Source organism: Psychrobacter sp. P11F6 (genome assembly GCF_001435295.1).
Lineage (GTDB): Bacteria > Pseudomonadota > Gammaproteobacteria > Pseudomonadales > Moraxellaceae > Psychrobacter.
Genome location: NZ_CM003594.1, coordinates 397,482 through 418,317 on the forward strand (window position 1 = coordinate 397,482; position 20,836 = coordinate 418,317).

Sequence of the window (20,836 nt, forward strand, 5' to 3'; positions counted from 1 at the left end):
ATAGTGTTTAACATATTCATTGGGGAAAGTGTTATGACTATAGAATTATTAAAAAAATTGCGTACTTCTGTGGCGCTGACTGGCTTACTTGCTGGCGTTCTGACGCTTAGTGCTTGTCAGCAACAGTCAGAGACAGAAGCGGGTATAGATGATGGTGCTCATAGCGAAGAAACGGTGCCGATGTCCGCTGAACCTGCTGAGCCTAATGAGGTGGTTGTTGATACAGCGGATGCATCGCTCAGTGAAGTACAGGATGATACCGTAGCTTCGGTAAATAGTGGCGTCAGTCAAATAGCCTATCTGTGCTCACCTGAGCTGAAAGTTAATGCAACTTATAAAGAAGATGCCAAACAAGTAGTCATCGCGACTGATACGGGTACAGTGACATTAAATAAAACTAATGATGCCAGTAATCCAGAAGTGTTTGAAGTAGCAACCGCTATTGATGGCAGTCAGGGCTTTACCCAGTGGCGTGTAGCACATGAAGCGCGTGAGACGGGTGTGATGCGTACAGCAGGTGCAGATGCGGCTAATGTCAGCACTTATGAATGTAAAAAAACCTCATAATAAGTAAGCAATCAAGGAAAAAGCAACGATAACGTTGCTTTTTTTATGTCTGGTTTTAATGAGTCAGCAAAATTATTTATGAGGAGGGGCGCTAGACTCATGTGCCAAAAATCCCTCTTCCTTCACATCTAATTCTTCATGCTTAAGCACTACTTGGATACTATCTGTATGGGTATGAGTGGTTTTATTGATATCGATTTCTTGGATAGCATAAGTGTCTTTAGTAATGGTAGCCACTTGGCGTGATAGGACAATTTCAATCGGTTCATCACCAATTTCGATCTGTTTGCCATTCACGGTAACGACCGCCTTGCTATCTAACGATGGCTCGACATGGCGCAATATATCCTTTTCATCATAATTGCCTGACAATAATTCCTGACTTTTCGCATCGTGGTATTCAGTGCGAATAGTAATATACTCTTCTACCAACTCAATAGGCACATCAATGGTCTTAGTACGAGCGTGCTTGGTCACCGTTACTTTACCAACATCTAAACGCTCTTTGTTGATGACAGGGCGCTCTTCTAATAGCTCCAAGTGTCCAACATTAAGATTGCTCTTATCTATGTCATTACTGCTTATATCATTACTTTCTATGTCATTAGCTACTGTGCCATTATGAGTATCAATTGGGGCAGTCATAGCGTTTGGTATCACTTGCTTGTTATGTAAACCCTCTTTTAGAAAGCTATCGTTCGGGATGTTGTCGTCGTGATTGCTAGTCATCATAATGTCCTTATCTTTAAGAAAAAATCGTTATACAATATTTTAGAGCCATTTTTGCAGATTTTGCAAGGTTAGCCTTATCAGATGTCATTAAGTATTTTTAATTCCTAAGTATTTTTGAGTATAATAAGCAAAAAAAGACCAGAGGCATGCTCTGGTCTTAATTCACTAAGTAAAAATACTTAGCTGCTTATTACGGTCATATATTGCTTGGCGTTCTTACTTTTTAATGACAGCCAAACAGTATGACGGTTTAGCGTATTACATACCACGAGCACGGCGTACGTCTTCTGCAGTAATACCATCACGGTCGATTATGTTGCCTTCGCGGTCTACTACGTTACCATCGCGATCGATATCTAGTTCTTCACGTTGGATAGTCTCAACGATAGTTTCAGTATGACGTTCAGTAGTTTTACCGACGTTCACTTCTTCAGATACGTAAGTGTCTTTACCAACGCGAGCACGTTCAGCCTCTAGTTCAACTTCAATGGTTTGATTGCCATCAATGTCACCGATACGGCGATCTGTTGGACGATCTACGTTAGTACGCTGTATATTAGCATGCTCTTCTTCTAGCTCGACATCGACATTGCGCTCTTCGGTCACTATATGCTTACCAACTTTAACCAAACCTGCCACGATACGATCTTTATTGACGGTCAGGCGCTCTTCTAGTAGCTCTAGTGTGTTTGGTGCGTCATAGGCATGGTCTGCAATCTCCATACGCTCTGCAACTGGAACAGTATCAGCGACAAATGCTTGACGATCCTTTTGATACTGGTCTTTATAGCTATACTGATAATCATGGTCATATACTTCCATGGCATCGACTTGAGACTTGGTCAAGCTGTCAAAGAATACGTCATCACCAACGATACGTGCCAAGCCAGCGGGTACTAACACTTCTTTTGAGCTGAACCAGCCACCAGCATCAACGATCAAATAACGAATGCGACCAGTGGTGTCTTCTACTAATGCACCTTCAATTTTACCGATTTTTTCTTCATTGACACCATAAGCAGTTTTACCTGTTGGGTCATAATAATCATCACCGATTAAATCTTTATGAGTAGCTTGAATATCTTTTAAACGAATTAGTTGGCTCATTGTTGTCTTCCTTTTTTATGAGTTAATCATTATTAATTATTTTAAAAACAATCGTTGTTTTGGAAAAGTTAAATTTCTAGTAAAAATATTTTTATAATAAAAGGTGTAGCAAGCCATGTGAGTAGCCTCTACATCGACTTGTAAGAATCTTAACATCATGATTTTCGATGAGATATATGAGCAAGGTAGCAAAGTGTGCGCTTGAAGTAATTGCGTGTAATAGGCTGTAAATGGCATAACATAGCTGGGGTCAAAGACTAACGTGTCTTTACACAGAGCAATATTTCTAGCTTATTTAAGAGTCATAGACACAGAAAAACCGCAAAGCAAATAGCGATGCGGTTCCTGATATGTTGAAAATTTTATAATAAGCAATAATGATAGAGGCTAATTTAACATATCAATCGATTAATTAATCTACTTGAGTGTTAAGCAAGTTCAATAGCAACAGCCACGGCTTCACCGCCACCAATACAAAGTGTCGCAACGCCTTTTTTGCCGCCAGTACGCTTGAGAGAGTTGATAAGCGTGATCAAGATACGAGCACCTGAACATCCTACTGGATGACCGAGTGCACAAGCGCCGCCTTCAACGTTTACTTTGGCATGGTCGATTTTTAGCTCGTCCATCGCCGCCATAGTTACCATTGCAAACGCTTCGTTGATTTCCCATAGGTCAACATCAGCGACTGACCAACCAGCACTAGCCAATACTTTTTCAATTGCACCAATCGGAGCAATGGTAAATTCGCTTGGGTGACGAGAGTTTGATGCGGTTGCAACGATACGCGCTTGATAATCAAGGCCTTCAGCTTTTGCTTGCGATTCTTTCATGACCACAACCGCTGCCGCACCGTCTGAGATTGAGCTGGCGTTTGCTGCCGTGATGGTACCATCTTTAGCGAAGGCTGGACGTAGAGTAGGGATACGCTCGGCATTAGCAAGCGCGGGTTGCTCATCGGTATCGACGGTTTGCTCGCCTTTACGGGTTTTAAAAGTCACTGGCGTGATTTCATCTTTGAAGTGGTCGTCTTTGATAGCAGTGAGCGCACGATTTAGCGATTCGATAGCAAACGCATCCATTTTCTCACGGGTATAGCCTTTTTCATCGGCCATTTCCTGTGCGAACATACCCATCAGTTTGCCAGTTTCAGCATCTTCTAAACCGTCTAGGAACATATGATCTTTGACTTCTTTATGTCCCATACGGTAGCCGCCACGTGACCCTGGCATGATGTATGGCGCATTGGTCATTGATTCCATGCCACCAGCGACTGCCACATTGAAACTACCAGCTTTGATGCCGTCATGTGCTTGCATGACTGCTTTTAGCCCTGAACCACAAAGCTTGTTAATAGTGACAGCGCCAGTTGCATCAGATAAACCTGCATTACGCATCGCTTGACGCGCAGGACCTTGACCCAAGCCTGCGGTCAAGATACAGCCCATAATGACCTCGTCAATACTATCGACTGCCACACCTGAGCGTTCGACAGCGGCTTTAATAGCAGCACCACCAAGTTCCGTTGCGCTCATATCTTTTAGTGCGCCTTGGAAGCCGCCCATTGGAGTACGTGCGCCGTTTAAAATTACAATTGCATCATTTGACATCGTTATTATTCCTTTTTACGTATTTTAAATGAGTTTGTCTGAATTAAAACCAAACGCGGACTAGATAGCATCTTTTAGGCTCAATAACTGCAGGCTTTATGCTAGCTCATCCAAGCGAATGCGTACTACTTTATCAGTAATGGTATCTAGTTTTTCAATTTTTTCGATGGCTAGATTCATCTGACTTTCGACCACGGGCAGCGTCAAAATAATAACTGGAACTTGACCAACTTTGTGCGCAGGTTTTTGTAAAATTGCGTCGATATTAATACCAGCATCACTTAGAATGCGAGTAATATCTGCCAACACACCAGGGCTGTCATAAGCGTGTACGCGTAAATAATAACCGGTAATCATCTGCTCAGCGCGCAATATGGGCGTGTCTGATAGCTGCTCAGGGATAAATGCTAAATGCGGCACATGGTGACCGTGATTGTTTTGATTACTGTTGCTTTCATCGTGACTGTCTTTGCTACCTAGAACACGCACTAAGTCCATCACATCGGCCATCACCGCAGAAGCCGTCGCACCAGCGCCAGCACCATCACCGCAATATAACGTCTGTCCAAGCGGATGGGAGTTTACCAATACCGCATTTTTTACGCCATTGACGTTGGCGAGTAACGCATCCTGCGGAATGAGCGTTGGGTGTACGCGCAGCTCGATACCAGAAGCCTCATCATTACCTTGACCATCACGGCGTACGGCAAAGCCCAAATGCTTGATACGGTAGCCAAGCTCTTCTGCATAGTTAACGTCTTGTAAGGTGATGCCAGTGATACCTTCACAGTAGACCTTGTCAAATTGCAGCGGAATGCCAAACGCGATCGAGGCAAGTAGAGCCAGTTTATGAGCGGCATCAATCCCTTCAACATCAAAAGTCGGATCTGCTTCTGCATAACCCAATTCTTGTGCTTCGCTCAACACGTCGGCAAACGGGCGACCTTTGTCACGCATTTCGGTCATGATAAAGTTGCCAGTACCGTTGATGATACCTGCTAGCCAATCGATTTTATTAGCAGCGAGCGCTTCGCGCATGACTTTAATAATGGGGATACCGCCTGCGACTGCTGCTTCATAAGCGACATGGACGTTATGCTCTTCAGCAAAGGCAAAGATTTCGTTGCCATGTTCTGCCAATAGCGCCTTATTTGCAGTCACCACATGCTTGCCGTTTTTAATGGCGTGCATAATTACGTCTTTGGCAAGGGTCGTACCGCCAATCACCTCGACGACGATATCGACATTGTCGCTTGCAGCAGTTGCCATCAAGTCACTGTTTTGCATAATATTGGGATCAATATCATCACGATGACGGCGCGTACCAACTTCGGTAATGATAATGTCGCGTCCGCTACGGCGTTTTAGCTCATTTAAGTTGTCATTGATTAGATTGATCACGCCCGTTCCGACGGTGCCCAGACCAAGTATCGCTAGTTTGATGGAATTACTCACAGTATCCTCAAGAGGTTAAATATAATGAACCAATGATAACGCTGTCATAGAGTCAAATGCACATGCGCTACTAGCTGTAGTATTTGCGTGCACTTTGACAGTCGCAGCTTTATCGATTTTTCATTACAGTTGAATAAAAAATACTCAAATAAAAAGTATGCTGCTGATTTTTCATAGCGCTTTATCGTATCATACCGACAAGCAGTTGTGACGTCTACACAATGTCGCCATCGTCATAGATATCACAAATACCTGAAACAATAACAGATTTTAGCTAGCACCGACAGCTTGAGCCAACTCCGCCGCAGGTAGATAACCGCCTACTTGCTGACCAGATTCTGTAAAGATAGCGGGAGTACCACGCACACCAAGTTTTGCACCCAGTGCCATGTGTTCTTGTACAGGGCTGGCACAGCTAGGCGCTTGTACATCAGCGCCCATTTTTCCTTGATTCATGGCAGCCTTACGATCTTGACTACACCAAATGGCTTCCATTTTTGGCACCGATTCCTGACTGCGCGGCCATGCCAAATAACGTACTTCGATACCACGTGCATTGATATCATCCATCTCTTCATGCAATTTACGACAATAACCACAGTCTGCATCGGTAAAGGCATAGACCACTGACTTCGTTTCGCCTATTGCTGGATAAATCACCATGTCTTTTTTATCGACGGCTTTTAGGGCTTCTTGTGCGGTACTAGCAACCAATGCCGCACTGATATCGACAGGCAGAGCCTCGCCAACAGAAATAATCTGACCTTGGATAATGTGTTTGCCAGACTTATCAGTAAAGAAAGAAGGCAGTCCTTCCGCTGTAACCCAATAAATACCATCCATATCTGTTGGTACGGCTGAAATGATATTTTCTTCAATACCAGACGTATTCAAATTCGCCTGCAACGCCTTTACCACGGCAGCATCGCTATCAGCGGATGCCTTACTTGTACTGGTTTTAGCATCGGTATTATTGACGATACTGGTGTTGCTGGTCGCATCTGCTGCATTGTTTGAGCAGCCCGCAGCAATCACAACAAGCAGTGCACTCATCATAAAACGAGATAAATTATTTCGAGAAAAACGGTTTTGAGCAAAGGTGTTTTTTGCAATCGGGGATGACATATATAGGTGTCCTGTAGGCATCGTGCCTAATCGTGAAGTCGTTTTAAGAAAAATGATACTAAATTTCTATATAAAGCAATACGTATTGATATTGTCTTAAAGGTTTAAAATTAAAAGGTTTTTTTACAATTTAATAATTATAAAAGGTAAGTAATCATGTCGCCTATATTAACATATTTATGGCAAATAACAGCCACAGGCTATGAGGTGATATAGGGAGGTAAGGGCAGCAATAATAGTAGTAGGCATAAACGTCAATTCAAAAAAACAAGATACATTTGTACTATTTAATATCGACGCTTGCCCTTGTAGTCTACGGCTAATAACAGTGTTTTTATAAAAATTCCTATAAAACTATTGGTATCAGTTATTTTTAACCCTTTATTTCAATAAATTTTTGCTAAGGAGCACACATGGCAGGTGCCAGTTTATTAACCCTACTTGATGATATCAGTGTGATATTAGATGATGTTTCCGTCATGACCAAAGTCGCTGCTAAAAAAACCGCTGGTGTATTGGGCGATGATTTGGCGCTCAACGCAGAACAGGTCACGGGTGTCAAAGCCAATCGTGAGCTACCAGTGGTCTGGGCGGTCGCCAAAGGCTCATTTATTAATAAGCTTATTCTAGTACCAGCGGCACTCTTGATTAGTGCTGTTTATCCACCGCTGGTCACTTTTTTACTAATGTGTGGTGGTTTGTTTTTGGTTTATGAAGGTGCTGAAAAAGTCATTCATCGATTTTGGCCGCATGCTTTGCCGCATGATGAGGAGCAAGAAGCGCGTCGGCAAGCCAATGCTGATGAGACTATAGATTTGGTCGCTTTTGAAAAGGAAAAGATCAAAGGTGCAGTACGTACGGATTTTATTCTGTCAGCTGAGATTATTGTGATTGCCTTGGGATCAACGGCAAGCGCCACTTTATTAGAACGAAGCTTGGTGCTGTCTATTTTAGCCATCGGTATTACGATTGGTATTTATGGCTTGGTCGCTGGTATCGTGAAAATAGACGATGCAGGTCTGCATTTAATGGAACAAGAAGGGGCGTTCAAGCAAAAATTGGGCAAATTAATGTTTGCAGCGGCACCAAAACTGATGAAGTTTCTATCTATCGCTGGCACGTTGGCAATGTTTTTAGTAGGCGGTGGTATCTTAGTACACGGTATCGGCTTCTTACATCATGGAGTAGAGGATATCGCTGATTTAACGGGTATCTTTGAAAGCTTAACGACAACGATATTAAATGGCGTCATTGGTTTTATTATTGGTGCTGCGGTTGTGGCTATCTTAACAGTTATTAGTAAAATTCGTGGAAAGGACGACACAGCGTCATCTGCACACTAAGTCAGTTACCTGTGCTTTAGCTTTATATTTTTTGTAATTTTATTTCGTAAAAAAGCCCCAAAGTTGCTGACAACTTTGGGGCTTTTGCGTTGGGCGTTATACGATTAGCTTTCGCTATCTGAGTCATCAGCCTCTAGCTTTTCAGCTTGCGTGGGCTTTTTATGCTCCGTTTTAGGCTTACGGCTACGTGCCTTTGGTACTTTTGGCGTGGTCAAATTAAACATACCAGTTTGCGGCAGCAGTTGTTCAGCCACATTCTCAATCATGTTTTTATAACTGGCAATCGTGGTTTTTGACTTAGCTGCCTGACTGTCGTCTTTGCCCGCTTCTTTGGTATTGATAGGTTGCTCTACCTTAGGCTCATCTGCTGGCTTAGTTTTTTCGACGTCAGCTTCTTGAGTATTAGCCTCTTCAATGTCAGCAGCTTCGCTATCGTCATGTGCCCCGTCAATCTTTTCAGCTGCTACGCGCTCAGCAATAACAGTGCCTTCATTCGACGGCTCGTTAGTTGCTTCTACTAGCGCTTGATCTGCTTCTAGTAATTGTTCGCTGTGAGCACTGATATTATCAGCCTGAGCTTGATTGGCTAGAGCATTTGCCTCAACATCATGAGCATCCACATTGTTATCATCATGTTCAATAACCGCTTGCTCAGTATCAGCCGCTTGTTCGGTCGGTAGACTCAACACTGCGGGCTCCTGATAACTAGGATGTTGACCACGTGGATCGTTGCCAGCACGCTTACCAATGGCGCGTGGTTCGACGTCTGTTTTACCTTGCGTTGCCGCAAACTGACTGACCGCTTGTGTCATCGTTTCAAAGCGAGTCAGGTAATCTGCCGCCAATGGCTGATAGCCATAGTTGCTAAAGTCGAAATTGCTGTCCTCAACGTTAGTATCAGCAGTCGGTGTGACGCTCGTTTCAATGTTGGCTGATTTGTTAGCTGATTTTGCTTGCTGCGTATGTGCATCGATAGCAGCAATAAAGCAACTAATGACACCGTCATTTTTCAAACGACTTTCTGCATCTACTAATGCTTTACGAACAAAATCACCAACGGTGCCACGAATAGTCGATGGGCTTACTACTGCAGGCTCAGCTACTGGTGGTTGTTCAGTTGCTTGCACTTGCTGACTACGAACCACACGTGGATCATTGCTAGCCTGACCAAACTTCTCAGCAGTCACGTAGCGCTTGGCAAATAATGCTTCGTGCGTTAGTGCCAGTGCTGAGTTGTTCTTATCATTTGCGCTATGACCACTTGCGCTATGACTGTCATTGGCATTGCTAACATCGGCGTCACTGTCGGTAGCGTCAACAGTGTCACTATTCGCTTTTTCTGTCGATTCTGCTTCGGGCTGTTTTGGCGTTATTGCTACGCTGTCCACGTCAGTATCCACAGATTTTGAATGGTCAGTTTGGTCTTTGGTAACGCTGTTAGATGCTGGTTGCTCATCTAGAGCAGGTTTTTTGTCAGCAGTGTTACTGTCTGTTTTCGGGGCATTATTTTGTCCCTTGTCCTCAGTGGTGCTAACGTTAACATCATCAACATTAACATCATGAGTCGCTACAGTGCCTTCGTCGTTACCTTTCACAGCAGCTGTTTCAGGAGCAACTTTTTTGTCATTACTCTGCTGATTATCACTTTGCTGTGTACTAGCTTCTTTTGTAATGCTTTCTTTATTAACATCATTCGCTGACTTTTGCTTTTCAGTAGACTGAGGTTTTGTCTGTGTAGACTTACTGTCATCTAGAGACAAGTGCACGACTTCTGGCGATTTCAGCTCAACGGCTGCTTCATTGACCTGTAGCACGACTTCATTAGGGTCTTGACTTCGACGCGTGTTAGAGTGATTTTTTCGGCTGTTCGCACCTGTCGTCGCTTGCTGATTGGGTTGCTTAATATTTTCAGCTGTTAGTGTCTCGCCGCGCTCTAACTTGCCACGTGAACCGCGTTGACTATGCGATTTACGCTTCGCACGAGTTTGCTCATCTGCCGTATTACTGTCTTTATCAGCATCATTATTGCGCTCGTTTGCATGGTGGCTACTGTCTTGACGACTGCTGTTTTGCTGGTTATTGTCTTGACGATTGTTACGGTTACGCTCATTCGTGCGTCTGGTATCCTGCTGACGTTTGTTTTGATTATCAGCCTGCTTGTCATCAGCGTTATTTGAGGTGTTGTTCTCGGTATCGCCGCTTACTTCATTGCTCGACTCTTCTGCCTGATCTTTTCTTTGACGAGGTTTAGAAGATCTAGATTTACGTGGCTTACGTCTTCTTCTATCTTCATTACTGCTATCATCATCGGTGTCGCTGTCTGAGCTACGACGCGCTTGTTGACGATTGGCATTGTTGTCGGATGGTTGTTCGTTATTTTTCTGACTGTTCTGCTGATTTGCTGGTACATTGTTCGATGCACCCGTTGATGTATTACTCAGGGCACTGCTATCAACTTGTCCAAATGAGCCTAAGCTTTGTGCGCCATTATTTACTAGTGCTTCAATGGCTTCTGCTGCATCACGACTACTGACGCTAGGCGTCGTTGAGGCTTGTGGTGCTTGCGCAAATAGGTTTGATAACCACGCCACTGCTTGTGGCTGAGCTGCTGTCTCAACATGTGCAGGAGCTGTAGTTGCTTCTACTGGAGCAACAGGGGCAGGGGCTGCCACACTCTGGTTGTTGTTTGCTTGTGGCGCGCGCGCCGATGAAACGTTGGTCGTATTTTTATTGTTGCGATGGTCGTTGCTGTGTTTACTATGCTCAGCTGTACTAGTCGGTTTGTTTGATTGGCTAGCAGTATTAGTATCATTGCTCGCTACCTGACGTGGCTGGCGCGTTGGCTGTTGCTCTGGACGCTCTTTTTCAGCCGTTTGCCAGTCAACTTCATAACCCAAATCGCTATGTTCTTGGGCTGTATCCGTAATACGCTCATAGCTTGAAGGCGCAAAGCCATCACGGTTAAAGTGTAGTTTAAAATTAGGCGACTCTAAATGCGCGTGTGGCAAAATCGTGATACGCGTGCCACTGTCTTGCTCAAGATAAACTAAGGCATCACGTTTTTCGTTTAATAAGAAGGCGGCGATATCTGTTGGAACTTCTGCTTGTACTTCGCCTTGACGTTCTTTTAGCGCGATTTGTTCAATCTGACGCATAATTGACAGTGACAATGAGCGCAAATCGCGAATCATGCCATTACCATGGCAGCGTGGGCAGATATAACCGGTTGACTCTTCTAGCGATGGACGTAGACGCTGACGGCTCATCTCCATCAAACCAAACTTAGAAATATCACCAAATTGCACACGTGCACGGTCATATTTGGTGGCATCGATCAGACGTTTTTCGACTTCTTTTTGATGCTTATTGTCATTCATATCAATAAAATCAATGACAATCAAACCACCCATATCACGCAAACGTAGCTGACGGGCAATCTCATCGGCTGCTTCAAGGTTGGTATGATATGCAGTTTCGGCAACGTCTGAACCTTTGGTCGACTTGGCTGAGTTGATATCGATAGAGACTAGTGCTTCAGTTTGATCAATAACGATTGAGCCACCTGATGGCAGACGCACTTCACGTTGATACGCGGTTTCGATTTGCTTTTCGATATTAAAGCGCGAAAACATGGGCTCATAATCGGTATATTTGCGTAGCTTTTCTGCTTGTTTTGGCATAACCGCATCGATAAAACCCGCCGCTTCAATGTAAGCGTTTTCATTATCAATCCAAATCTCAGCGATATCATCACGTAGATAATCACGGACAGCACGGGTTACGACGCCTGCTTCTTGATGTACCAAGCGCGGTGAAGGGTATTTCTGGTTTTGTTCTTGAATGGCTTGCCAGATATTCAGCAAGTGGTTTAAATCGTGCTGTAAGTCCTCTTGAGTTTTACCAATACCCGCGGTACGAATAATGACACTCATCCCTTTTGGCAAATCAAGATTGCTTAGCATACGCTTCATGTCTTCACGAAGTTTGCCTGAAATTTGACGTGAGATACCGCCGCCACGAGGGTTGTTTGGCATCAATACCAGATAACGACCAGCTAATGAGACATACGTCGATAGGGCAGCGCCTTTGTTACCGCGCTCTTCTTTTTCGACTTGGACGATTAATTCATCGCCTTCTTTGATCAGCTTTTTGATGTTTTCGTCACGTGGATTACCGCTTAAGTATTCAGCAGAGATTTCACGAATGGGTAAAAAACCTTGGCGCTGTGAGCCATATTCGACAAACACCGCTTCAAGCGATGGCTCGACACGGGTCACATGACCTTTATATATATTGGATTTTTTTTGTTCACGAGTACGGTTTTCAAGATCGAAATCGTAAAGATGGTTGCCTTTACATAAGGCGACGCGAATTTCTTCGTTTTGAGTAGCGTTGATCAAAATGCGTTTCATATTTGTATCCTATGAGTACGCATAACAACGACGAGACGGGCTTTAGAGCGCAATGGCAAGTATGGCTAATATTTAAATTAGCATGGGCAGATGTTAATCAACGATAGAACGTAAATCATGGGTTAATAAAGCACTTGGGCTTTGTCAATGGCTTGTTTTTTACCTAAAGTGTGTTAGAAGAACTAACGTAAATATAAAATTTATAGGGTGTAAGGCTATCTATTTATATCCTATTATTGATAGGTTTGGTACAAATATTAATGCTTCAGCATGCGATTCAGTTTTACTATCAGCAAGCTTTATTGGTAGTCATGCCAGCTTACTTTGTAAGAGCAGGCGACGGGCAGTGACGAGATTCAATATACTGATATTCAAAAGGCGTTGTGCTGCTGCAATCCATCCATCAAAGTCTAGCAATAATATCGCTGTTATAAATACCATTATATGAAATGGTGATATTCAGCAATTATTTGTTTAGGTAAAGCAATTGGTCACTCTTTATTTATCGTTCTTTCTGGTATAACGTCAATAATATCTTGGGTGTTTTACGGTTAGGTGTCGCGGCTCCGGTGATCAGCGGGGCGTACTTGGCAAACAGAATAAATGACCAAACTATCGGTGTGGTGCTGTATTCATATCTTTTTTATCGTTATCTGTTTGACCACCAATACGTAGGCAGCTATCGATATACTTCTCGATCCTAATGCTAAACAACCCATACTTGCTCAACTACACTTGCCTAAAGGACCGCCAGATAACCAGTCATTAAATCATGAATAATTATCAAATAAAGTCGTTGTCATGCAGGTTGTGAGTCAATGTAGTGTCATTATCGGTCAATAAATAGGCATTTAGCCAAACTTATCAACGCTGAATTTATGAACACAAAGGTATTTAGTGTCACTATTTATTCTATGGTACTGAGTAAAGTCAGTACGATACTTTCATTTTACAATTTATGGGGACATATCTATAAATATCTACAAGTGATATTTCTAAACAGATACTGCGCCCTAAAATCCGATTAAACATACAATGTTGGCAGGGTATACCGCTAATACCTTTTCACTAAAAGTTCGTAAAAATGGTAATGCGCTATTTAGGACAACAACAATGATTATTGCTGCAGTCTCTGCTTAATTGTCGCTCAACATGCTAAACTATAGCAAATCTTTCTGTAAATACCTAACTAAAAATGACGAAGCCAAAAATGACTGACGACGCACCTACCCATGAAGCCCCTGCTATTTTTAATAGTAAAACACGCCCGCAAAGCGCTGATGATGAAATCAGCAACTTTGGTAAGGTAAATTATCTTGAAGTAACCCGCCATCAACACGATCAGCGCTTGGACAATTTCTTACTGAACCGTTTAAAAGGTTTGCCAAAACCGCATATCTATAAAATGATTCGCTCAGATGAGATTCGGGTCAATAATAAACGCTGCAAAGCGCATGATAGAGTACAGCGTGAAGACGTGGTACGTATCGCGCCAGTGGTACTTGCTACCCGCGAAAAACCAATTATCAGTGCCGAGTTTGCTAAAAGCTTGTTAGCGCGCGTAGTATATGAAGACGAAGGAATGCTAGTGCTGAATAAGCCTTCTGGCATCGCCGTTCACGGTGGTAGTGGTTTGGACTTTGGTGTTATCGAAGCCATGCGTGAAGTGACAGGTAAAAAATACCTAGAGCTGATACATCGCATTGATAAAGACACCTCAGGTCTATTGATGATTTCTAAAAAACGCTCAGCGCTAAAAGCGTTGCAACAGCATCTCGTCGATAAAACCATCCAAAAGCATTACTTATGTATCGCCAAAGGTCAGCCAGCATTAAATGAGCAACGCATTGATGCCTCATTGCTACGCTATACAGTTGCTAGTGGTGAACGCCGCGTCAAAGTAGATGCGCAAGATCCGCAATCTAAAGACAGCCAGACGGATATCGTCGTTCATGGTCGTTTTATGATTGCTGATCAGCCAGTTAGTTTAATTGAAGCCAAACCACTGACCGGTCGCACTCATCAAATCCGTGTGCATTTGGCTCATATTGGTCACGCTATCTTGGGTGATGATAAATATAATGTGCATGATAAATCAGGCGTCCATCGTCTGTGTCTGCATGCGTGGCGTTTAGACATTCCAGGCTATGAAACTATTACTGCACCGCTACCAGATGACATGGCAGATTGGTTGCCAGAGCAAGTTAAATTGCCTGAATAAGTCGCCAAATAAAATTTTTAAGCATTAACTTTAAACGTCACGAACGCTTATTTTTCTTAATAAGTCGCCGTGACGTTTTTGTATCTACCATTTATTATTGATATTCGTTAAGGTCTATTTATGAGCAATCTATCTGTCGCTAGTATCTCTAGCGCTTCCAAAGGAACTCAGTTATCAGCCAGCCATCGTTTAGCGGATAAGACGCTGATTATTTTTGATTGGGATGGGACGCTGATGGATTCCATTGGATTAATCGTTGAGTCAATGCATGTGGCAGGAGAGGCGCATGGGTTCCAGACCACCGATAAAGCTGTACAAGACATCATTGGGCTGAGCTTAATGAATGGCATTGAGATTTTGTATCCGCAAGCCAATGACACGCAAAAGCTTGCGATTCAGCAAAGCTATGCAGACCACTATATTGCCAACAGCCACAGTACACCGCTTTTTGCGCCGATAGAAGGGATGTTGCAGACCCTACAAGCCCAAGGTAAAAGTCTCGCGGTTGCAACTGGTAAAAAGCGAAAGGGCTTAGACCGCGTATTAGATGCTTCAGAGAGTCACCATTATTTTGTGATGACCCGCTGTGCCGATGAGGCAGGCTCAAAACCTGACCCGCAGATGTTGACCGATATTTTGGATTATACGCAGCAGCAAATCGCCAATGCTGTTTTCATCGGTGACAGTATCTACGATATCCAAATGGCAACGGAACTAGGCATGACCAGTATTGCGGTGAATTATGGTACAGCTAGCAGTAGCGAACTTGCCGCACAGCAACCCACTTATCAGGTTGACACGCCACAAGCGTTGGCTGAGCTACTATGCAATTAAATAAAAGTACTTAAATAAAAGTGCTTAAATAAAAATCTTTTTAGATGCTAAAAATGATAATAAAAAAAGGGTTTATCGATAATAGCGATAAACCCTTTTTACTTGGAGACGATGATATTTATTTGTTTTATTTTTGAGCACTATCCTTATTGAGTGCTATCCTTCTGAGCACTTTCCTTTTCAATAGCACCTTTTTCAATGCTATCTTTTTCGATCGCTTCTTCCAACTCAGCGCCTTCTAGTAACGCAAAAGAGGATTCAATGATTTTGTCTGCATCGAGCTGATACTCATACCAGTTGCCCATGATACCAGCCAGCTCATCAAGACCTTCTTTTCTTAGTGCTGAAAATAGCTGAATGCTACAGTTCAACCCCAGTTCTTTTAGTCTTTTACGAGTATTAAGTAACGCATTTTTAGATGCGCCATACTTTAACTTATCTGCTTTGGTTAACAAGATATGCACCGGCAGTTCACCATCATTTGCCCAACGTAGCATTTGCTCGTCAAAGAATTTCAATGGATGACGAATATCAGTCATGAGCACCAAACCTGCAAGGCTTGAGCGCGCCACCAAGTATTCTTCTAGCTCAACCTGCCATTCTTTTTTCATCTCAAGCGGTACCGCTGCGTAGCCATAACCTGGCAAATCCACCAAACGTCTATCAGCATCACCAATACTAAAAAAGTTAATCATCTGCGTACGACCAGGCGTTTTAGATGAGCGTGCTAGTTGGCGTTGGTTGGTTAAGGCATTAATAGCAGAGGATTTACCTGCGTTTGAGCGTCCTGCAAAGGCAACTTCTAAGCCCATATCGGGTGGGCAGAGACGAAAAGTAGGCGCTGACATCATAAACTCAGTTTGCTGAATTTTTTGACGAGATTTAGTGTTGAACAATGCATGTTCGGCGGCGACATCAGTAAACGGGGTACTCATAAATGGCTCATTAATCTTTAAGAAATTGGATACGGTTATAAAATTTTAATCAACTGGTTGTCGAGAAGACAGTGCATTAGACAAAAAATCGTTACGAATTTATTCATCATAACTTTTAATGTTTATTGGTCATAAACACAGTCATTTCAAGTTATCGACTATTCTATACTATTACTTATCTTACTTATTGAAATAACTATGATTAGCATCACATAAATGACAGAATACCATTAAAATAAGCGCTCATTAGAGCAAGTTGCCGCTTTTATTCATGCGTTACCAAAGCCAAACTATATTTATCTATATTTATACGACATACATTGTTACAATGTTTAATAAGATATACTGAACGAACGACGTTTAATAGCAAGATTGATTAAACGAGAGAAGCATCAAAAGGAGGTGTTCTATGGTTTCAATCAATGCACTTTTTAGCCAGACCTACCGAGTTTTAATAGGTAGCGGAGCGGCATTACTGCTCAGTAGTGCTATCATGACTAGCGCTAATGCTGCTGATATTGCAGCCACCTATGATAACTCATGTGCTGCCTGTCACGATAGTGGTGCGCTGAACGCCATCAAAAAAGGTGATAGTGCCAAATGGCAACAGCTTATCAAACAAAAAAGCATGCCGACACTTATTAATTCCGTTAAAAGTGGTATGACGCAGATGCCTGCTGGTGGTCTTTGTAACAGTTGTAGCGACGATGATTATCGTAAGTTGATTGAGTACATGAGTAAGTGAGACGCTGACCGATAAAGCAACACAATACGACACACTATAAAACAACTTAAAAAAGCGCTGGGTTTTTTAGCCTGTAAGCGCTTTTTGTTTTTTGTTGGCATACTTGTCTATGTGTTAGAAAAACTGATGGATGTGACGATTAAGTAGGCAAATGCTACAAAGTCTTGCTATAATAATCGAAAATAAACCCTGATGTTAGTAAGTACTTTCAGACTGCTTGTGGCCAAGACCTTAAAACATATACCTACCTAATCAATAGTAGGGTGGTTTATATGAGGTATCTTATCAGTGCAATCACTCTAAATAATGCTTACGCCGAGCTAGTAGGATTTGTATCAATGAAAAAGTTAATCGCTGCTGCCAGCTTATGCGTTGCAAGTTTCAGCGTACAAGCTGCTATTATTGTTCCTGAGTACGACGTCAATGCCGGTAAGCAAATTGCAGAAACGGTTTGTGCTGCTTGTCATGGTGTTGATGGTGTCAGTGTTGTCCCTGCGCAGCCTAACTTGGGTGGCCAAAACGTAAAGTATCTTTACAAACAGTTGGTCAACTTTAAAGCAGGTTATCGCAAGAATGGTATTATGCAATCACAAGTTGCAAACTTATCGCAGCAAGATTTAGCCAACGTTGCTGGTTATTATGCTAGCCAAGCGCCTTGGGGTGTTGGATTTGGTAATCCTGCGACCAACCAAGAAGCCACTAAGCTATTCTTAGGTGGTGATAAGTCACGCGGTGTCATCGGTTGTGCAGGCTGTCATGGTCCAGATGCTGCTGGTAATACTTGGGCGGCATTTCCACGCTTAGGTGGTCAGCATGCACAGTACATCGCAACTCAGCTAAAACTCTTCCGTGCGGCTGGCCGTGTTGATGATGTTGATAGTGATGAGCAAAAACGTGTCAATGATGCTGCGAAAGAAGGCGATATGGGCATGATGCAGACAGTCGCATCGAAACTGTCGGATCGTGATATTCGTATATTGTCAGACTATATCAGTGCTGTTCACTAATTCATTGGTATCAGCTACGAGTGCCTAATGCAAATTGCCTCACTGAAATTAATAAGCACTTGACCATATATCCGCCATTGTTTCATTATTAAACCCCGATTTCGGGGTTTTTTTATAACTGTTTATCCCTTATATTATAGAGACCTTATAGTCATTCCATTATAAAAGAGTCGTCGCATTAACCTCGCTTGAAGTATTGAATATATATTTGCTTCTGGTTACCTTGTGCTTCTTTTAAATGGAATCGACTATATAGAATAAAACTGCTTACAGAGGCCTATCATTGCTCTGTATCATGATAAATTATCGTTATTCACTTTATACCAAACCCACAGAGTATGATTGGCGGTGTCAAACTTGTTTCGTCTACAATGCGCAGTACGGACACTCGTTTTCCTAGCTATTCTCATTTTTGTGAAAGGTATTAGATCGTTTGGATTTAGATTATGATGATCCGTTATGCTTCTTATTTTATCGCGGCATTGCTACCGTTACTGCTGTTTCGTTGGTTTGCACCAGCATCCATTGGTGAGATTGACTTTTGGTTACTCTGGCTATTGGCTATGGTATTGGTATCCTTGCCCGTTGTTTATGCGGAAATTGCCTTAGCCTACCGTAGTGTTGATGCGCCATTAGCAGGGATGCAAAAGCTTACTCGCGAAGCAGATGCCAGCCCAATATGGCGTAGTTTTGGTTGGCTCGCCGCGCTGGTCTCTATTCTGATTGCGGCGTTAGTGATCTCAGGCGCGAGCACAGGTATTTTGGCAGCATTGACGGAGCTTAATAGCGCTCCTGCTATACCAGATTTTGCGATCGCTGCTGGCCTGATGGTCATTGCTGTGTTACTCAGTTTATTGGGCGTTGCACCGTTACCGATTGGCCTGGGATTAATGGTGATAGGCTTGTTGCTCGGCGTGGCAAATGGCCTACCCAATATTGACTTTGCGATGACTGATATCAGCTTAAATGAATGGGCACGTGCAGTCGCGTTAGCGTTGGTTAGTGTGGGTGCAGGCACAGGCTTATACTGGTTTGGTCAAAACTTGGTAACTAACCAAGTGGCAACAGCAGTAGACACGGACAATATCAATGCACAAAAACCTGCTCGCAGCCGTGCGCCGAGTGAGTATCGGGCAACCAAATTGGTACTCCCGATTTGGATATTGCAATTGATCGTTGGGGTTGTGGCGTTATTTATTAGTGGCATGGCGCTGCCACCGATTGGACAGCTATCATATTGGATAGGGGTGTTATTTGTCGCCAGCTATTTGCTGCATTATAGTAGCCAGCAATTAGCGCACAAGTTTGGACTACTGGTCAGTTTGGTATTAACCTTTGTTTTGGCGCTTTTATTAGTCGTTATCATACCAACTGTTTGGCTGGTCGGACTTTTAGTGATTATTAGCAGCATAGCGGTATTGTTGCTGTCTATCTTTGCGGGTTGGCAGATGAAAATTAGTCATCTGCGTAAGTCATTAAATTTTGGCAATGAAGCGTTTTATAACTTATGGCGAATAGCGATTCGTTTGATTGTGCCACTAGCACTGTTATTGGCATTGATAGGTTGGGTGATGCAGTGGTTGAGTTAACTGCTAATGGCGTTCAATCTGATAATAATTGTGCGCCGTCATCTGAGCAGACCATGCTAATGACTGTTTATTTGGCATATGCTGAAGATGCAAAATGTCAGCATTATTTAACCCTACAAGTTAATGATGAAACAAGTTTGTATGAGGCATTGAGGCAGGCAGGATGGTTGGTGAAATTTCCAGCGTTAGCACGTTGGTGTGAGCAAGTGGCAGATATTGCAACGCCAACGGCGAAGCGTTGGCATGTGGGTATCTATGCACAAAAACAGCCGCTCAGCTATCGCTTGCAGCCTTTTGATCGTATCGAAGTATATCGCAGCTTAAGCGCTGATCCCATGTCTCAGCGCAAAAATAAATCTCGAGTTTAAGCGATGTTGCGTCATCTATCATTAAAGCCAGTTGCCGTTCTTGATTATGAGGCAGGCAGGCTTTCGATACCTTCAATACGATTGACCAAACCATTATTATCAAAGTAGATAATTAAGTGCTGACTGGCATTTTTGACATCAGCAATACCCTTGCGGCTACCTTCTGTCCCTGCTTTGTAATCGTAAATATAATCCCAACGCTTAGGTTCTAAGGTGTCTCTAATAGCTGGGCTACCAAGGATATAAAGGACTTGGTTTTGATTCATACCCACTTGCAGTTTTTGCGCTTGCGCTTGAGTGATGGCAGTGCCTTGTGGCAAATCAATCTTATAAACACTCAATAATGAGCAGCCAGACATGGCGACAGTAGCGCTAAGCATACTGGTTATGACAATCTTGCGTAATACGCTTGCAGGGCTTAACGGACGAAAAGTTAATGTCTTTATCATGGTAAGATGACTCATAAGAAATGAATTAGGCGCAGCCAGAGGTTGTTAATGCGAGTCTGGCCGACAATCTTGGACAAATGATACGTCATTTACTTGCAATTTCCTACCACTTACGACATTATTTACCAAATGCTACCTGAGTCATTTTATTATTTATATTTTAAATTCATAGACTTGCGTTAGGATTATTATAGAAAATAACAGGCTTGGAAATCAGGTCAAATCAGCCAGTCTGCTGTTATTAAAATGTTTCATATACTATAAAAAATAATCGTTAACGATTATTTATCTCATATTTTTGGTTCTTTATTTGCTAAGACTGTCACAGTCAGAAGGG

16 protein-coding genes are annotated in these 20,836 nt (G+C 42.8%); 8 read left to right on the plus strand and 8 right to left on the minus strand.

Annotation, left to right across the window (positions count from 1 at the left end; genetic code table 11):
• Positions 1 to 33: 33 nt before the first annotated feature.
• Complete coding sequence (locus AK822_RS01700; RefSeq protein WP_060490353.1) at positions 34 to 567, plus strand: hypothetical protein; 534 nt, start codon at positions 34 to 36, stop codon at positions 565 to 567.
• Between the two features lie 72 nt (positions 568 to 639).
• Here the strand turns inward: AK822_RS01700 and AK822_RS01705 are convergent, their stop codons facing one another.
• The 5 genes from AK822_RS01705 to AK822_RS01725 form a co-directional block, all read right to left on the minus strand.
• Positions 640 to 1,296 (minus strand): YsnF/AvaK domain-containing protein, encoded by a 657-nt coding sequence (locus tag AK822_RS01705; RefSeq protein WP_060490354.1) that lies wholly within the window; start codon positions 1,294 to 1,296, stop codon positions 640 to 642.
• Positions 1,297 to 1,557: 261 nt separating this feature from the next.
• On the minus strand, positions 1,558 to 2,406 hold the full coding sequence (locus tag AK822_RS01710; RefSeq protein ID WP_045443477.1) for a DUF2382 domain-containing protein: 849 nt from the start codon (positions 2,404 to 2,406) through the stop codon (positions 1,558 to 1,560).
• Positions 2,407 to 2,834: 428 nt separating this feature from the next.
• On the minus strand, positions 2,835 to 4,016 hold the full coding sequence (locus AK822_RS01715) for a thiolase family protein (RefSeq protein WP_060490355.1): 1,182 nt from the start codon (positions 4,014 to 4,016) through the stop codon (positions 2,835 to 2,837).
• A gap of 96 nt (positions 4,017 to 4,112) precedes the next feature.
• Positions 4,113 to 5,471, minus strand: a complete 1,359-nt coding sequence (locus AK822_RS01720; RefSeq protein WP_060490356.1) for a homoserine dehydrogenase — start codon at positions 5,469 to 5,471, stop codon at positions 4,113 to 4,115.
• Between the two features lie 270 nt (positions 5,472 to 5,741).
• A complete protein-coding gene (locus AK822_RS01725; protein ID WP_060490357.1) occupies positions 5,742 to 6,596 on the minus strand; it encodes a DsbC family protein in 855 nt (284 codons plus the stop codon).
• Positions 6,597 to 7,009: 413 nt separating this feature from the next.
• Here AK822_RS01725 and AK822_RS01730 point away from each other — a divergent pair, with 413 nt between their 5' ends.
• Positions 7,010 to 7,939, plus strand: coding sequence for a DUF808 domain-containing protein (locus AK822_RS01730; RefSeq protein ID WP_060490358.1), 930 nt, complete (start codon positions 7,010 to 7,012; stop codon positions 7,937 to 7,939).
• A 104-nt stretch (positions 7,940 to 8,043) separates the two neighbouring features.
• On the opposite strand, the gene AK822_RS01735 is transcribed toward AK822_RS01730, so the two are convergent.
• Complete coding sequence (locus AK822_RS01735) at positions 8,044 to 12,351, minus strand: Rne/Rng family ribonuclease (RefSeq protein WP_060490359.1); 4,308 nt, start codon at positions 12,349 to 12,351, stop codon at positions 8,044 to 8,046.
• Positions 12,352 to 13,561: 1,210 nt separating this feature from the next.
• Here AK822_RS01735 and AK822_RS01740 point away from each other — a divergent pair.
• Both AK822_RS01740 and AK822_RS01745 read left to right on the plus strand, forming a co-directional pair.
• Positions 13,562 to 14,572, plus strand: coding sequence for an RluA family pseudouridine synthase (locus AK822_RS01740; protein ID WP_060490360.1), 1,011 nt, complete (start codon positions 13,562 to 13,564; stop codon positions 14,570 to 14,572).
• 120 nt (positions 14,573 to 14,692) lie between these two features.
• On the plus strand, positions 14,693 to 15,406 hold the full coding sequence (locus AK822_RS01745) for an HAD family hydrolase (protein ID WP_060490361.1): 714 nt from the start codon (positions 14,693 to 14,695) through the stop codon (positions 15,404 to 15,406).
• A 146-nt stretch (positions 15,407 to 15,552) separates the two neighbouring features.
• Here the strand turns inward: AK822_RS01745 and yihA are convergent, their stop codons facing one another.
• Positions 15,553 to 16,341 (minus strand): ribosome biogenesis GTP-binding protein YihA/YsxC, encoded by a 789-nt coding sequence (yihA, locus tag AK822_RS01750; protein ID WP_087945527.1) that lies wholly within the window; start codon positions 16,339 to 16,341, stop codon positions 15,553 to 15,555.
• Between the two features lie 409 nt (positions 16,342 to 16,750).
• Between yihA and AK822_RS01755 the strand changes: the two genes are divergently transcribed.
• The 4 genes from AK822_RS01755 to AK822_RS01770 all read left to right on the plus strand — a co-directional run bounded on the left by AK822_RS01755 (position 16,751) and on the right by AK822_RS01770 (position 20,050).
• Complete coding sequence (locus AK822_RS01755) at positions 16,751 to 17,086, plus strand: c-type cytochrome (protein WP_045443485.1); 336 nt, start codon at positions 16,751 to 16,753, stop codon at positions 17,084 to 17,086.
• A 338-nt stretch (positions 17,087 to 17,424) separates the two neighbouring features.
• Positions 17,425 to 18,093 carry a c-type cytochrome gene (locus AK822_RS01760; protein ID WP_045443487.1) on the plus strand — a complete coding sequence of 223 codons (669 nt, stop codon included), beginning with the start codon at positions 17,425 to 17,427 and terminating at the stop codon, positions 18,091 to 18,093.
• A 446-nt stretch (positions 18,094 to 18,539) separates the two neighbouring features.
• Positions 18,540 to 19,682: a hypothetical protein gene (locus tag AK822_RS01765; protein WP_060490362.1), complete on the plus strand. Its 1,143-nt coding sequence runs from the start codon at positions 18,540 to 18,542 to the stop codon at positions 19,680 to 19,682.
• A complete protein-coding gene (locus AK822_RS01770) occupies positions 19,670 to 20,050 on the plus strand; it encodes an RnfH family protein (protein WP_045455380.1) in 381 nt (126 codons plus the stop codon). The genes AK822_RS01765 and AK822_RS01770 overlap by 13 nt, the downstream gene beginning before the upstream one ends.
• Before the next feature lie 44 nt (positions 20,051 to 20,094).
• Here AK822_RS01770 and AK822_RS01775 read toward each other — a convergent pair whose 3' ends face one another.
• Positions 20,095 to 20,514, minus strand: a complete 420-nt coding sequence (locus AK822_RS01775; protein WP_045455336.1) for an outer membrane protein assembly factor BamE — start codon at positions 20,512 to 20,514, stop codon at positions 20,095 to 20,097.
• Between the last annotated feature and the right edge of the window lie 322 nt (positions 20,515 to 20,836).